General features: G+C 72.5%; 14 protein-coding genes. 6 read left to right on the plus strand and 8 right to left on the minus strand.

Features of this window, described 5'->3' with window-relative positions:
- Positions 1-190: 190 nt before the first annotated feature.
- The 6 genes from AB0D31_RS12440 to AB0D31_RS12465 all read right to left on the minus strand — a co-directional run bounded on the left by AB0D31_RS12440 (position 191) and on the right by AB0D31_RS12465 (position 6,435).
- Positions 191-1,012 (minus strand): hypothetical protein, encoded by an 822-nt coding sequence (locus AB0D31_RS12440; protein ID WP_362720797.1) that lies wholly within the window; start codon positions 1,010-1,012, stop codon positions 191-193.
- A complete protein-coding gene (locus tag AB0D31_RS12445; protein WP_362720798.1) occupies positions 1,012-2,298 on the minus strand; it encodes a VWA domain-containing protein in 1,287 nt (428 codons plus the stop codon). Before AB0D31_RS12445 ends, AB0D31_RS12440 begins: the two co-directional genes overlap by 1 nt.
- A gap of 94 nt (positions 2,299-2,392) precedes the next feature.
- Positions 2,393-3,817, minus strand: coding sequence for an FAD-dependent monooxygenase (locus AB0D31_RS12450; RefSeq protein ID WP_362720801.1), 1,425 nt, complete (start codon positions 3,815-3,817; stop codon positions 2,393-2,395).
- A complete protein-coding gene (locus AB0D31_RS12455) occupies positions 3,814-5,004 on the minus strand; it encodes an MAB_1171c family putative transporter (RefSeq protein WP_362720804.1) in 1,191 nt (396 codons plus the stop codon). Before AB0D31_RS12455 ends, AB0D31_RS12450 begins: the two co-directional genes overlap by 4 nt.
- 3 nt (positions 5,005-5,007) lie before the next feature.
- Positions 5,008-5,538 (minus strand): toxin-antitoxin system, toxin component, encoded by a 531-nt coding sequence (locus AB0D31_RS12460; RefSeq protein WP_362721094.1) that lies wholly within the window; start codon positions 5,536-5,538, stop codon positions 5,008-5,010.
- A 231-nt stretch (positions 5,539-5,769) separates the two neighbouring features.
- Entirely contained in the window at positions 5,770-6,435 is a 666-nt protein-coding gene (locus AB0D31_RS12465) for a helix-turn-helix transcriptional regulator (RefSeq protein ID WP_267057398.1), read from the minus strand.
- Between the two features lie 262 nt (positions 6,436-6,697).
- Here AB0D31_RS12465 and AB0D31_RS12470 point away from each other — a divergent pair, with 262 nt between their 5' ends.
- From AB0D31_RS12470 to AB0D31_RS12485, 4 genes are all read left to right on the plus strand, one after another.
- Positions 6,698-7,465, plus strand: a complete 768-nt coding sequence (locus AB0D31_RS12470; RefSeq protein WP_362720807.1) for a hypothetical protein — start codon at positions 6,698-6,700, stop codon at positions 7,463-7,465.
- 547 nt (positions 7,466-8,012) lie between these two features.
- The gene (gene tdh / locus AB0D31_RS12475; RefSeq protein WP_362720810.1) at positions 8,013-9,041 is read left to right on the plus strand and encodes an L-threonine 3-dehydrogenase; all 1,029 of its coding nucleotides are present in this window, start codon (positions 8,013-8,015) and stop codon (positions 9,039-9,041) included.
- Between the two features lie 199 nt (positions 9,042-9,240).
- Positions 9,241-10,422 carry a glycine C-acetyltransferase gene (locus AB0D31_RS12480; protein WP_362720813.1) on the plus strand — a complete coding sequence of 394 codons (1,182 nt, stop codon included), beginning with the start codon at positions 9,241-9,243 and terminating at the stop codon, positions 10,420-10,422.
- Positions 10,423-10,531: 109 nt separating this feature from the next.
- A complete protein-coding gene (locus AB0D31_RS12485; RefSeq protein WP_362720816.1) occupies positions 10,532-11,446 on the plus strand; it encodes a LysR family transcriptional regulator in 915 nt (304 codons plus the stop codon).
- A gap of 29 nt (positions 11,447-11,475) precedes the next feature.
- On the opposite strand, the gene AB0D31_RS12490 is transcribed toward AB0D31_RS12485, so the two are convergent.
- Positions 11,476-11,802, minus strand: a complete 327-nt coding sequence (locus AB0D31_RS12490; RefSeq protein WP_362721097.1) for a hypothetical protein — start codon at positions 11,800-11,802, stop codon at positions 11,476-11,478.
- Positions 11,803-11,951: 149 nt separating this feature from the next.
- The gene (locus AB0D31_RS12495) at positions 11,952-12,425 is read right to left on the minus strand and encodes an ATP-binding protein (protein WP_362720819.1); all 474 of its coding nucleotides are present in this window, start codon (positions 12,423-12,425) and stop codon (positions 11,952-11,954) included.
- A 206-nt stretch (positions 12,426-12,631) separates the two neighbouring features.
- On the opposite strand from AB0D31_RS12495, the gene AB0D31_RS12500 reads away from it, so the two are divergent.
- Both AB0D31_RS12500 and AB0D31_RS12505 read left to right on the plus strand, forming a co-directional pair.
- Positions 12,632-13,492, plus strand: a complete 861-nt coding sequence (locus tag AB0D31_RS12500; RefSeq protein ID WP_362720821.1) for a helix-turn-helix transcriptional regulator — start codon at positions 12,632-12,634, stop codon at positions 13,490-13,492.
- The gene (locus AB0D31_RS12505) at positions 13,493-13,759 is read left to right on the plus strand and encodes a DUF397 domain-containing protein (RefSeq protein WP_267057405.1); all 267 of its coding nucleotides are present in this window, start codon (positions 13,493-13,495) and stop codon (positions 13,757-13,759) included.
- The last annotated feature ends 196 nt before the right edge of the window (positions 13,760-13,955 follow it).

Here is a 13,955-nt window from a genome sequence, read left to right on the forward strand (position 1 = left end):
GTGGGGGCGGCCGTCCTGCGTGGGGGCGGCCGTCCTGCGTGGGGGCGGCCGTCCTGCGTGGGGGCGGCCGTCCTGCGTGGGGGCGGCCGTCCTGCGTGGGGGCGGCCGTCCTGCGCCCGGGAGCGCTCTCGAAGGGCCGCCCCGCACCGCTCTGGCCCTATCTCCCCGCACCGCTCCGGCCCTATGCCCCTTACGCCCCCCGCGGCACCCGCGAAGGGCGGCCGCGGCCGCGGGTCAGGTTGTAGCCGGCGATGCCGGCGAGCGCCGCGAGGAGTCCGCCCGCTCCCGTCCACAGCCAGCGGTCGCTCCACCAGCCCGACGCCCAGCCGCCGTCCGGCTCCACCGCGGACTTGGCGCCGAGCGGGGTCGACAGCTTCCCGTCCACGGCGTGCGCGCCGCCGGTGTCCAGGACGGTCGGCTCGACCTCGGCCTTGAACGGCAGGCCCCGGTCGGTCTCGGGCAGGGAGACCGCCGTCAGGCGGATGTAGTACGTACCCGGCAGCGGGTCGGTGGACCAGGTGTCGGCCCAGGCCACGGTCGGCCGCAGGGTGCAGGACAGCTCCACGGCGGCCGCGTCCTGCGCCGCGGACACGGACTGCATGCCGTACATGCACGGCTGGCGGCGGCGCAGACCGTCGTACACGTCGATGCGCCAGGTGGACGCGCCGTGCCGCGAGGCCGCCTCGGGGAGCGTGACCTTGGCCGTGACGGTGGGACGCTGCCCGGCGTCGGCGGGGAACATCCAGTACAGGTAGTCGCCGCTGGACGCGGACGCCGTGGCCTGCCGGCCCTGCCGCACCGCGACCGCCGTACGGAACGCCGTCCCCGCCTCCGTGGGCGCCACGTCGCTCGTCGACGCGGAGGGACTCGGAGAGGGCGAGTCGGCGACGGCGGTGCCGACACCGACACCCACGAGCGCCGCGCCCGCCAGCGCACCCGCCACCGCGGTGGCCTTCAACTTCCCTACCGTACGCATCAGTTGGTTCCCGGGGTGGAAGGTGTGGTTGGGCATCAGTTGGTCCGCCAGACGGCGATGCGCCAGCGCGAGATCCAGCCCCACACCAGGCCCGCGACGAGCCCGGCCAGCACGAGTGCGCCGAGCAGCCACCAGCCCCGGCCGAGACCGAAGGAGGCCACGTCGGAGGCGTGACCGGGGCCGTCCACCACGTCGATGGCGAGCTCCACCGGAAGCCCCGGGTCGGTCTTGACGCCGGGGCCCGCCGAGAAGGAGTTGGACACCTGGAGGCAGACCGACTCCGGGGTCGACTTGTCGTCCGCGTCGTCGGCTGCGGCCTTGGGGTAGCGAAGGCCCGTGGAGATCAGATCGGTCCGGCCGTCGCCGGCTTCGGAGCCGCGTACGATCTCACGGCCGTGCGCGGTGAGCGCACGCAGCAGGATGCCGTAATCGGGGTTGGCCGGGCGGTCCATGCCGATGCTGGCGGAGGCGCGCAGCTCCTGGCCGGGCAGCACGTTCACCTTGTACGAGCGGTGCTCGGCGAACTTCTCGCGGTCCGTGTAGAGGCCGGGCTTGAGCTCGGGAGCGCTCTCACAGCTCGCGGTGCCGCTGGTGGCGACGGGCACGACGACCGGGTCGGCCGCCCGGTCCACCAACTGTTTGACCTTGCCGGAGAGCTGATCGGTGTGCTGCACCGAGGTGTAGGTGCCGCCGGTGGCCTCGGCGATGCAGGTGAGCTGCGCGCGCGTCTTGGCGTCCGGAATCAGGCCGAGGGTGTCGATGGTCAAGTGGATGCCCTGGGCGGCGATGTCGCGGGCCACCTCACAGGGGTCCAGCGGCTGGCAGGTGTCCTCGCCGTCGGTGATGAGCACGATCCGGCGGGTGGCGTCACCGCCCTTGAGGTCGGCCGCCGCGCCCTGCAGCGCCGGCCCGATCGGGGTCCAGCCGGTGGGCGTGAGGGTGGCGACGGCGGTCTTGGCCTCGGTTCGGTTCAGCGGGCCGACCGGGTAGAGCGCGCGGGTGTCCTTGCAGCCCACCTTGCGGTCCTCGCCGGGGTAGGTGGCGCCCAGGGTCCGTATGCCGAGCTGGACCTCCGGCGGGACGGCGTCGAGTACCTCGTTGAACGCCTGCTTGGCGGCGGCCATCCGCGACTTGCCGTCGATGTCCGCGGTCCGCATCGAGCCGGAGACGTCGAGGACCAGGTCGACCTTGGGTGCGGCCTGCGGGGTCTGTCCATCGGGCCCGGCGGCGGCGGAGGCCGTGTCCGCGGCCGGGAGGACGGCGGTGGCGAACGTGGCGGCCAGCGCGCACACTCCGGCCGCCAGACGTTTTCTGGTGATCATCGCCGGATCCTATGGAAGCATCGATACCGACCCCAAATCGCGGGGCGACCACCACCCCAAACCTGGTCGCACGCAGGGCGGTTGATGTGGTGCGTCAGGGCGTGGGCTGCGGTCCCCGGACGATGGACAGTTCACGCTCAGTCAGCGGAGGGCCCGTCAGTTCCGGCAGTGCCGGGCCACGCAGCGCGGCCAGCACGACGCGCGGCGCCACCAGCGCGGTGCGCGGCGCCGAAAGCGTCATCACGTCGAAGAGCGCCCTGGCGGCGCCGGGGTGCCCGGCCGCGGTCAGCAGGAGCCGCTCGACGTAGCGGCGCGCCAGGGTGGCCGCGCGGCCCGGCCGGGGGCCGGTCGCGCCCGGGTACAGGACGTCCTGCCCGACGGCGAGCTGCCAGGCCAGAGCGACCGGCCGGGCCACGGCGCGCTGGACCCCGCCCGCCAGGCCCGGCGCGGTCAGCCCCCGGGCCGCCAGATGCGCGCGCAGCGCGACGGCGCCCTGAGCCGCGACGGAAAGCCCATGCCCGTACACCGGGTTGTAGGTGGCGACGGCGTCGCCCAGGACGACAAAGCCCTCGGGCCAGCTCCTCACCCGCTCGAAGTAGGTCCGCCGGCTGACCGTGCTGCGCGTCACCACCACGTCCGTCAGGGGGTGCAGCGGGCCGATGAGCTCGCCGACGACGGGATGGCGCACCGAACGGGCGAAGGCCTCGAACTCCTCGGCGCAGCCCGTGGGCCGGCCCCCGCGCGTTCCTGAGAGCGTGACCAGCCACCGTTCGCCCTCGATCGGGACGATCGTCGCGGTGCGGCCGGGAATCGGAAGGCCCGCGTCCGCCTGCACGTTCACCAGAGGGAAGTCTTCGGCGCCCGGCGGAGCGCGGAAGATGCGACTGGCGTACGCGAGACCCGAGTCGACCTCCTCGCGGCGGGGTTCTGCGACTCCGAGGGCGCCCAGCCACCGCGTGGCCCGCGAGCCGCGGCCGGAGGCGTCCACCACGAGGTCGGCGCCGAGAACGCGCTCTCGGCCCGCGTCGGTGCGCACCCGCACTCCGGTCACCCGGTCGGCGCCGCCTTCCAGGGAGAGGAGTTCGGTGCGGTCCAGCACGCCGATCCGCCGGTGGGAGGTGGTCTGCTCGCGTACGGCCCAGTCCAGCAGGTTGCGGCTGCAGGCGATCACGTACTGCGTCTCGGGCCAGCGGCGCAGCCAGCCCTGGGAGTTCAGCGAGACGAGCCCGGTGGGCAGCGCGATGCGCCGGGCCCCGGCGGCCAGCCAGCGGTCGCTCAGCCCGGGCAGCAGGCCCTCCATGGCGCGGGCCCCGCCGGACCACAGCAGATGGGCGTGGCGGGCCTGCGGCAGGCCCTTGCGGGGGTGCGGCCCGTCGGGGAGCGTGTCGCGTTCGACGACGGTGACGTCGTCGGCGTACTCGCTCAGAGCAGCCGCGGCGAGCATGCCCGCGGTCCCCCCGCCGATGACGACGGCGCGGCGCCGGTCGGGGCGGTGCCGGGATGGGCCTGGGCTGCTCAACGCCTGTCGCTCCCTGGTACGGCGGTGGGCCCGGGGGCCGCCGTGGTGTCGGGTGCCTCCCGCAGGACGGCGGAGATCCGCATCAGGTCGCGAGGACCGTCGGCGTCGCTGGATGCCACGCCACCGGCCGCCGAATCCATCATCCTGCCTTCGGGGTCGGCGAGCCGGGCCCGGACCGCCGCCGTCACCATCGCCGCGTCCGCGACCGCCTGCGACTGCCCCGGCCGGCAGCCGGCCCCCTCGGCCGCCGCATAGGCACGGGCCCGCTCTTGGTGGTCGAAGTAAGGATGCAGGGCGAGCAGCCCGTCGTGGATGTCCGACTCGCGTCGTGTCAGGGACAGTTCGGCGGACGACCACCACAGGACGCGGCCCGCACGCGGGTGGCCCGGCACGGCCTTGCGCAACTCGCGCCACAGCGGACCGAGGTGGCGGTAGTCGGCCCACGTGTGCCAGGTGTCCGCCACGCGTTGGCAGACCAGCGGGAGACAGAACCCCACCGCGCTGACCTGGGCGCCGACGGACGCGAGGACCGGCGCGAGGTCGGTGCTCAGGCCGTCCCAGTCCCCGCCGGCCCACCGGGCGAAGACTGCGGCGAACTTGACGATCGCGTAAGCGGTGTTGAAGGAGTAGCCGAGCATGATGATCAGCAGGCCGATGCGGAGCCAGCCGTGCACCTGCAGCGCCCAGCGCCAGCACAGGACGTTCATCGTGACCCCGGCGACGGTGACACCCGTCAGATAGAGCACGATCATCTCGCGGATGTACGGGGTGTTGGCGTAGTACGTGTCCAGGTCCCGTAAGCGCTCCACGGGGGCGTCACCGAGCAGGAACAGCAGCACGAGCGCGACGATGTGCACGCTGTATCCGGCGATCCAGCGCCGTGACACGCGCCGGGTCCGTTCGGGCGGCCCGCCGCGCCAGTTGACGAGCAGGACCAGGCAGGCCCCGCTGAAGCCGCTGAGCAGCGCGTACACCAGCGGCGCCGAGAAGTTGGTGACGCCGGTGAGTCGGTTGACCTTCGAGATGGTTGGCGGCGCGGCGAAGAAGAACACCAGGCCGGCCATGGCGAGCAGGGCGCACACGGCCCACATCAGCGGATCGCGCCAGGACCGCACCAGCGACGGCACCTTGAACGCGAGGGCCGTGGCCATCGCCCCCGCCGGAATGTAGTACGAGGAACCCTGCACGCCTCAGCCCTGTGGCCCGCGGTATCCCAGCGAAGCCTCGATGCGACCGGCGAGCACATCGCGGCGCACCGGCCCGCGCACGCCCGAACCGGCCAGCCAGGGGCGGCATTTGCTGCCGAGCAGCACGCCGAAACTCTCCGCGTCGGTCTCCTCGGCGAGGTGGGAACGGGTGCGGGCCGCCACCTTGCGTACGGTCTCGTTCACATCGGCGCCCGGGGAGAGCAGCCGGGCCGCGACTGCCGCGCCCTCCACGTGATGGCTCCCGTGCCCCGCGTCCATGTGCCACAACTCGTGCCCCAGGATGACCAGTTGATGGTCGGGCGCGGTGCGCTCCTCCACCACCACCAGGTCGCGGTCGGCCATGTCGAGCCAGAGGCCGCTCGCGGTGCCGGGCGGGAAGGCCGCCATGCGGAACTCCACGGGACGGCCCCGGCGCCGGCTCATGCCCTGGCACAGGGCGGCGTACAGCGCCGTCGGCTCCGCGGGGGCGGGGATCGTGATTCCCGCGACCAGCTCGCCGCACAGCCGGCGCATCTCCTTGCCTATGCCCACCGTTCTCCCCGCAAGCCGTTCATCGAGCAGCACTTCGTCGAGCAACCCGTCCCTGTCCAGCACTCTGCCGAGCCGTGCGCGATTGATCCAGTCGACATTGAGCCGGAGTTCGTTGAACTCGGCATCACCGCGAGGCCGGAAATGGACGGACACCGTTGTCCGCGCAGGCCGGGGCGCGCGTCGGCCCGCGCGGGCCGGGTGGTGCGGGGCACGTCAGGACTCCGACCGCTTGACGCTCTCCAGGAGCATGTCCAGCCACTCGGTGACCTTGTCGCGGTGCTTGTCGGTGGGGAGTTGGGCGGCCCGCCAGGCGATCCCGCGCACCCCGTGGTCCTGGAGCAGCCGCTCCAGCGCGTCGCCGCCCGGCGCCCCGAGCGCCGCCCCCTCGCGCTCGCGGCCCGCGAGCTGCTGGAGCAGCTCCTGCTCGGTGCGGAGCAGGGCCCCGCCGAGCGCATCGGTGTCGTCGGCGGTCAGAAACCCCGCGTGGACGCCGAAGAAGCGCTGGATCGCGTCGCAGTGCTCCATGGTGGGACGCCGGTCGCCGTTGATGAGGGCGCCCGCCTGCTGGCGCGACATGCCCGCGCCGTCGGCGATCTCCTGCTGGGTGTGCGGACGGCCGTTGGGTTTGCGCCGGGTGCTGCGCAGCAGACCGAACCGCTGCAGGAAGCGCGCCTGCAGATCGGGTTCGCCGGCCGGGCGCCCGTCGAGCAGCGCGCCCACCACGTCGGCGGGAACGCCCGAGGCCTCGGAGAGCCGGTGGACGTCGAAGACGTCCGCATGATCCATTCCGAGCTTTCCGGCGAGCTCGGCCACACGGGCGATGACGGCCGCGAGGGGGCCCGTGGCTGCCGGTCCCGGAACCAAGAAGCCGTCCGTCACCAGTAGTTCTCCTAGATCATGCGAGTCGGTGGGCACAACAGTGGATGCTCCGGAGGCTAGCGGGTCCCGGCAACAACAACCAGAACTTGCCACAGTTGTGGCGCAATCAAAGCTTCTGGGGGCCGGAATGCCACGATGCTTGACATCATTGTGGCGGCGGTATCAGGATCGCCACGCGGTGTGAAGATCGCCCTCCGAGCCCCGGGCGGGCCCGAAGGCCGGCCGCCGCACTCGCGGGCCAGCAAGAGGAGTCGCGTACTCGATGGCGGAAGAATCGGTGGCGAAGGATTCGGTGACCAAGGTTCCGGCAGCGCACGTCCCGGTGGTGGGGCGCCCGTTCGCCCTGGTCCCGGAGCGGCCCGGACAGCAGACGGCCGCGGGGGAGCGCGCCGCCGACGACACGACGGCAGTAACGAACGACACCCCAGGGCTCCCGGGCGACCCCGAGCTCAGGGCCTATGTCCACGACTACTTCGCGATGACGGACGCGCTTCCCTTCCCGTCCGTGGTGCTCGATCCGGGCTGGGGCGTGGCGCACGCCAACCCGGCGTACGACGCGCTCTTCGGCGGCGTCGGGCCGCACCCCACCGCGATGCCCGACCACAACTTCCTGCGCTTCGTGCTGTTCCACCCGGAGGCCGCCAGCGTGCTCGCCGAGCACGAAACGGCCTGGTGCCTGCCGCTGATGGCCCAGTTCGCCGAGGCGTTCGCCGACGATGAGAGCGCTCCCGGGCTGCTGGACATCCGGCGTGAGATCGCCGACGACCCGATCATGGACGCCGCCTTCCGGCTCGGCCTTCCGCACTGGGTCGCCGCGGTCGGCGAGGCTGCGGTGCACCACGACGGCACGGTCCGCCAGGTACGTCACCCCGACCCCGAGCGCGGCCGCACCAGCTGCCGTCTGGTGGTCGAATCCCCGCGTACGCTGCGGCAGTTCGGGCTGCGGCGGCTGACCCTGGTCCTGCGTGAGAGCGGGCCGCCCGCCGCGCGGCGCGGACGCGCCCATCTCAGCGTGGTGCCGAGCCGCTAGCCCGGCCCGCGCGTGGCCGGCCGCACCACCGGGCCGGCCCCGCCAGCCCGGCTTGCACATGGCCGGCCCGAGCCACCGGGCCGGCTTGCCCCGGCCCTTTGTGCAGCTTGCCTTTGGCCCCGCCTCCAGTCCGCCCCCGGCCGACCGCCGGTCCATGCGTAGCGCATCCGTACCGAAGGGTTTCAGCCAAAAGCGGGAGTGCTCGGCCCGCTCGGCGAGGACCTTCGGCGGGCCTGCGGGGCGTGCAGGGCCGGTGAGTCTAGTGAGGCAGGTGCGGCTGGAGAGGTACGCGTGACACCCGGGGCGTGGAGGGTCGTGAGGGGCGCGCGTGAAGCTCGGCTGTTGCCCCGCTTAAGAAATCCTCGATGGACGCAGGGGCCGGGGCTGGGCAGATTGGTGATCAGTCGGATCGGCCGGGCTCGTCAGCCCGCCCGGTCCGCCGGATCAGTACGTCCAGCGGTACGCCGAGCGGGACGTCCGGTCAGCCCCACGTCCGGCCACCCCTCGGTAGCCGGCCGCCCCTCTCCGTACGCCGGGAGCACCGCCCATGAAGGCACTTGTCAAGCAGCACGCCGAACCCGGACTGTGGCTCATGGACGTACCCGAGCCGGAGACCGGGCCCGGCGATGTGCTGATCAAGGTCCTTCGCACCGGCATCTGCGGCACCGACCTGCACATCCGCTCCTGGGACGGCTGGGCGCAGGGCGCCGTCACAACGCCGCTGATCCTCGGTCACGAGTTCGTCGGCGAGGTCGCCGCGATCGGTGCGGACGTCCAGGACATCGCCGTCGGCGACCTGGTCAGCGGCGAGGGCCACCTGGTCTGCGGCAAGTGCCGCAACTGCCTGGCCGGGCGCCGGCACCTGTGCCGCGCCACCATCGGCCTCGGTGTCGGGCGCAACGGAGCGTTCGCCGAGTACGTGGCGCTGCCCGCCTCCAACGTGTGGGTGCACCGCACCAAGGTCGACCTCGACATCGCGGCGATCTTCGACCCGTTCGGCAACGCCGTGCACACCGCCCTCTCGTTCCCCCTGGTGGGCGAGGACGTGCTGATCACCGGCGCGGGCCCGATCGGCATCATGGCCGCGGCGGTCGCCAAGCACGCCGGCGCCCGCAACGTCGTCATCACCGACGTCAGCGAGTCCCGCCTGGACATCGCCCGCAAGGCCGGCGCCACCCTCGCGCTGAACGTCGCCGAGCACGACATCGCCCACGCCCAGGCCCGGCTCGGCCTCAAGGAGGGCTTCGACATCGGCCTGGAGATGTCGGGCCGCCCCGAGGCCATGCGCGACATGGTCGCCAACATGACGCACGGCGGCCGCATCGCGATGCTCGGCCTGCCGGCCCAGGAGTTCGCCGTGGACTGGGCGAAGATCGTCACCTCGATGATCACCATCAAGGGCATCTACGGGCGTGAGATGTTCGAGACCTGGTACGCCATGACCGTGCTGCTCGAAGGCGGGCTCGACCTCAGCCCCGTGATCACCGGCAAGTACGGCTACCAGGACTTCGACGCGGCCTTCGACGAGGCGGCCACCGCGCGCAGCGGCAAGATCATCCTCGACTGGACCGTCTGAGCCGCCCCCGGGGCAGCCCTGGCCGCTGCCCCGGGAGGCAGCCGCCCCTCCCCAATCCCCGACGGGCCGCTGCCCCGGGAGGCAGCCGCCCCTCCCCAATCCCCGACGGGCCGCTGCCCCGGGAGGCAGCCGACCCTCCCCACGCCCGATCGGGCCGCCTTCCTCCCTTCCGCTCGCCCGCCCAAGGAGCTGAACCCTCATGTACGCGAACGTCCGCGACGACCTCCAGAAGACCCTCGACGAGATCAAGGAAGCCGGGCTCTTCAAGCCCGAGCGCGTGATCTCCACCCCGCAGAGCGCCTCCGTCTCCGTGCCCTCGGGCGACGTCCTCAACTTCTGCGCCAACAACTACCTGGGCCTCGCCGACCACCCCGAGGTCGTCGCCGCGGCCAAGGACGCCCTGGACCGCTGGGGCTACGGCATGGCCTCGGTCCGCTTCATCTGCGGCACCCAGGACGTCCACAAGGAGCTGGAGAGCCGCCTGTCCGCGTTCCTCGGCCAGCAGGACACGATCCTGTACTCCTCCTGCTTCGACGCCAACGGCGGCGTCTTCGAAACCCTGCTCGACGGCGAGGACGCGGTCATCTCCGACGCCCTCAACCACGCCTCGATCATCGACGGCATCCGCCTGTCCAAGGCGGCCCGCTACCGCTACGCCAACCGTGACATGGCCGACCTGGAGGCCAAGCTCAAGGAGGCGTCCGGCGCGCGCCGCCGCCTGATCGTCACCGACGGCGTGTTCTCCATGGACGGCTACATCGCACCGCTCCGCGACATCTGCGACCTCGCCGACCGCTACGACGCGATGGTCATGGTCGACGACTCGCACGCCGTCGGCTTCACCGGCCCCGGCGGCGCCGGCACCCCGGCCCTGCACGGCGTGAGCGACCGCGTCGACATCATCACCGGCACCCTCGGCAAGGCGCTCGGCGGCGCGTCCGGCGGCTATGTCGCGGCCCGCGCCGAAATCGTCGCCCTGCTGCGCCAGCGCTCCCGCCCGTACCTGTTCTCCAACTCGCTCGCCCCGGTCATCGCCGCCGCCTCGCTCAAGGTCCTCGACCTCCTGGAGTCCGCCGGCGACCTGCGCGACAAGCTCGCCGCCAACACCACGCTCTTCCGTACGCGGATGACCGAGGAGGGCTTCGAGATCCTGCCCGGCGAGCACCCCATCGCACCCGTCATGATCGGCGACGCGGCCGAGGCGGGCCGCATGGCCGAGCTGCTCCTGGAGCGCGGCGTGTACGTGATCGGCTTCTCCTACCCGGTGGTCCCGATGGGCGCGGCCCGGATCCGCGTCCAGCTCTCGGCCGCGCACTCCACCGAGGACATCGAGAAGACGGTGGCCGCCTTCGTCGACGCGCGGGCGTCCATGAAGGGCTGACCTCGCTGACGTCACACCCCGGCGGCCAAGGGGCCGGCCTCACGCCGGGCGGCCGACGGCCGCAGCAGGTGCGTCGTCGCGGGTCTGCCGCGCGCGCGACAATGGCTGCGTGATCGACCCCCGCCGGCTTCGCATCCTGCGCGCCGCGGCGGAGCACCGCACGGTGACCGCCGCGGCCGCAGCGCTGTATCTGACGCCCTCCGCCGTCTCCCAGCAGCTCGCCGCCCTGGAACAGGAGACCGGGCACACCCTGCTCACCCGCAGCGGCAAGGGCGTACGGCTCACGGCCGCCGGCGAGATCCTCCTGGAGCACGCCCACGCGGTCCTGGCCCAGCTGGAGCGGGCCGAGGCGGAGCTGGCCGCCTACGCGGGCGGCGCCGCCGGAGAGGTCACCGTCGCCGCCTTCGCGACGGGCATCGCGGAGGTGCTCGCCCCTGCCATCGTGCGGCTGCGCGCGAGCCACCCCGCGATCCGGGTCCGCGTACGCGACGCCGAGGGCGACGAGGCCCTGCCGCTGGTCCTGGACGGCGAGGCGGACCTGGCGCTCGCCGTGGAGTACCGGGGCGCGCCCCGCGAGGACGACAGCAGGCTCTCGCGCGTCCCGCTGTACGCCGAGCCCTTCGACGCCGTACTGCACGCCGCGCACCCCCTCGCGCAGGACCCGCACGTGCCGCTCTCGGCGCTCGCCGACGACGACTGGATCGGCCCCTACCCGGGCAACCCGTGCCACGACGTCATGCTGCTCGCCTGTGAACTCGCCGGATTCCAGCCCAAGTTGGTGCACTCCTCCGACGACTTCCGGGCGGTGGTGGCGCTGGCGGGAGCAGGCGCCGGAGTGGCGCTCGTGCCGCGTTCCGCGCTGCGCGGCATGGAGCAGAAGGACACGGTGGTGCGTCCCGTGGCGGGCCCGGCGGCGACCCGCAGGGTGTTCGCCGCGGTACGCAGAGGAGCCGAGCGGCACCCGCTGTTCCGGCCGGTCCTCGAAGCCCTCGCCGAGGCGGCGGACGGCCTGCCCACGGAGTGACGCCGGGCGGGTGCGGTGTCCGCTGCTCCTCAGGCCCAGGCCGGCGCGGTACCCGTCAGCTGGCATACCACCAGGTACAGCGGGATCGGCGGGGTGTAGGGCGTCGGGCCCTCGGGGAAGTGGATCAGGCGCGGCCCGCCGGAGTCCGGCACCACCGCGCCCGGCGCGTACCGCACCGGGCGTGGCCAGGGCAGCTCATGGTCGGAGCCGGCCGGCACGATCCACCACCACCACTCGGCGGAGGCGAACACACAGCCCGAGCTCGGAAGCCGGGACAGCAGCCGGAAACCGTGTGCGGCGGGCACCCCCACCGCGTCCCGGCCCAGCGTCGCCGGCCGGATCGACGGCAGGAGCACCCCGCCGCCGGACCGAGCGGCGGAGCCGCCGGGCCCGGGCACACCGTGCACACCCCCACTGCGCACGGGGCCACGGGGCCCGGCGGTTCCGGACCCATCGGGTCGCGGGCCCTGTCGCCCGCCCCGGGGTCCCCAGGGAAGAATCTCTCTCAGCACTCAAGGACCGCCTTGCCCGGCCCCTCGTGCGCCAGCTCGGCCCACACGATGCGGCCGAGTCCGTACGGGGCGTCGTGCGAGCCCCAGGCGCTGCTCACCGCGTCCACGAGCAGCAGCCCGCGTCCGCGTTCCTCGTCCTCACCGGAGTGGCACAGGCGCGGCCCGGCCGGGCCGCAGCCCAGGTCCCTGACCGCTATCCGCAAGGCCCGCCGCAGATCGGTGAGTTCGCACAGTATGTGGGCGCCGGCGGTGTGGATGACGGCGTTGGTGACGAGCTCCGAGATCACCAGGGAGGCGGTCTCGTGCAGGTCCTCGTGGTGCCCCCAGCCGGTCAGCTTCTCCCTGCTGCGGCGACGGGCCACCGAGACCGCATCGGTACGGGCCGGTACATCGAAGGCATACCGCCGCACAGCGGTCCCGGAGCATGCGCCAGTCAGCTGGGGGATGAGCGCGTTACCAGGAGCCACGACCGGAATCCTCACAGTGGGGAAGCGGAGCCCCATGCCGCCTCCCCCAAGGCTGCACCTGACGACCGCGTGTGAACTGGTTCACCGACCTACCTTGTACCCGCGGCGGACACTTGGCAAGAGGCACTGTGAAAAATGCAGAGTGCCGTTCTCCTGACTGCAACGACGTGGCACACTGCTCGCATCAGCGCGTGGGGAGGTCTGAAGTGAGTGAACCCCGGTCCGCCCCGACCGTGGGCCAGGTCGTGCTGGGCAGACGCCTCCAGGACCTGCGCGAGCGGGCCGGCCTCAGGCGTGAGGAAGCGGCCAAGGTGCTGCGGGTGGCTCCGGCCACCGTCCGGCGCATGGAGATGGCCGAGGTCTCCCTCAAGATCCCCTACATCGTCCTGCTCCTGCAGGCGTACGGCATCGCCGACGCGGAGGCGGAAGGTTTCATCGCCCTCGCCGAGGAAGCCAACAAACCCGGCTGGTGGCAGCGCTTCCACGACATCCTGCCGGACTGGTTCAGCATGTACGTCAGCCTGGAGGGCGCGGCCTCGCTGATCAGATCGTACGAGCCGCACTTCGTGCCCGGGCTGCTCCAGACCGAGGAGTACGCCCGCCACGTCATGCGCAGCGGCGCCCTCGGTGCCACCAGCGACGCCGACATAGAGCGGCACGTGGCCCTGCGCATGGAACGCCAGTCCCTGCTCACCCGCGAGGACGCGCCCCGGCTGTGGGTCGTCCTCGACGAGACGGTACTGCGCCGCCCGGTCGGCACGCCCCTGGTGATGCGGGACCAGATCGACCGCCTCCTGGAGGCCTCGACACTGCCCAACGTCACTGTCCAGGTGGCCGAGTTCTCCTCCGGCCACCACCCCGGCACCTACGGCCCCTTCGTCCTCTTCCGTTTCGCCGTGCCCGAACTCCCGGACATGGTCTACAGCGAGTACCTGACCGGCGCCGTCTACCTCGACGCGCGCCCCGAGGTGGCCACCCACCTGGAGGTCATGGACCGCATGGCGGCTCAGGCCGCCACTGCACAACGCACGAAGGAGATCCTCAAGGGTCTCCGCAAGGAGCTGTGAATGGATCACATATACGACGGCGGGCCGGCGGCCGGGCGCATCTACAACGGTATGCCCGCCGCCGAACTCGGCGCCGAGGGCTGGCACAAGCCCTGGAGCGGCGGCAACGGCGGCAACTGCTTCGAGGCCATGAAACTGGCCGACGGCAGGGTCGCGGTACGCCAGTCCGCAGATCCCGAAGGCCCCGCGCTCATCTACACCCCCGGCGAGATCGCCGCCTTCATCCAGGGCGCCAAGTCGGGCAAGGCCGACTTCCTGCTGACCTGATCCACCAGCTCCTCCCACACCGGCCACCGGCCACCCAGCCACCGGCCACCCAGCCACCGGCCACCCAGCCATCGGCCACCCAGCCATCGGCCACCAGGCACCAGTCATCGGCCACCGACCACCGACCACCGGCCGCACGAGCCGCAACCGCCGTACTGCACACCCCAGTTCGCTGACCTTCATCCCCATGGAGCGC

The organism is Streptomyces sp. NPDC048361 (assembly GCF_040651795.1).
Classification (GTDB): Bacteria; Actinomycetota; Actinomycetes; order Streptomycetales; family Streptomycetaceae; genus Streptomyces.

Excerpts from the sequence above, each read along its gene's own strand:
- AB0D31_RS12440 (WP_362720797.1), bottom strand. The coding sequence starts at position 1,012 with ATGCCCAACCACACCTTCCACCCCGGGAACCAACTGATGCGTACGGTA.
- AB0D31_RS12445 (WP_362720798.1), bottom strand. The coding sequence starts at position 2,298 with ATGATCACCAGAAAACGTCTGGCGGCCGGAGTGTGCGCGCTGGCCGCC.
- AB0D31_RS12460 (WP_362721094.1), bottom strand. The coding sequence starts at position 5,538 with ATGCGCCGGCTGTGCGGCGAGCTGGTCGCGGGAATCACGATCCCCGCC.
- AB0D31_RS12470 (WP_362720807.1), top strand. The coding sequence starts at position 6,698 with ATGGCGGAAGAATCGGTGGCGAAGGATTCGGTGACCAAGGTTCCGGCA.
- tdh (WP_362720810.1), top strand. The coding sequence starts at position 8,013 with ATGAAGGCACTTGTCAAGCAGCACGCCGAACCCGGACTGTGGCTCATG.
- AB0D31_RS12480 (WP_362720813.1), top strand. The coding sequence starts at position 9,241 with ATGTACGCGAACGTCCGCGACGACCTCCAGAAGACCCTCGACGAGATC.
- AB0D31_RS12505 (WP_267057405.1), top strand. The coding sequence starts at position 13,493 with ATGGATCACATATACGACGGCGGGCCGGCGGCCGGGCGCATCTACAAC.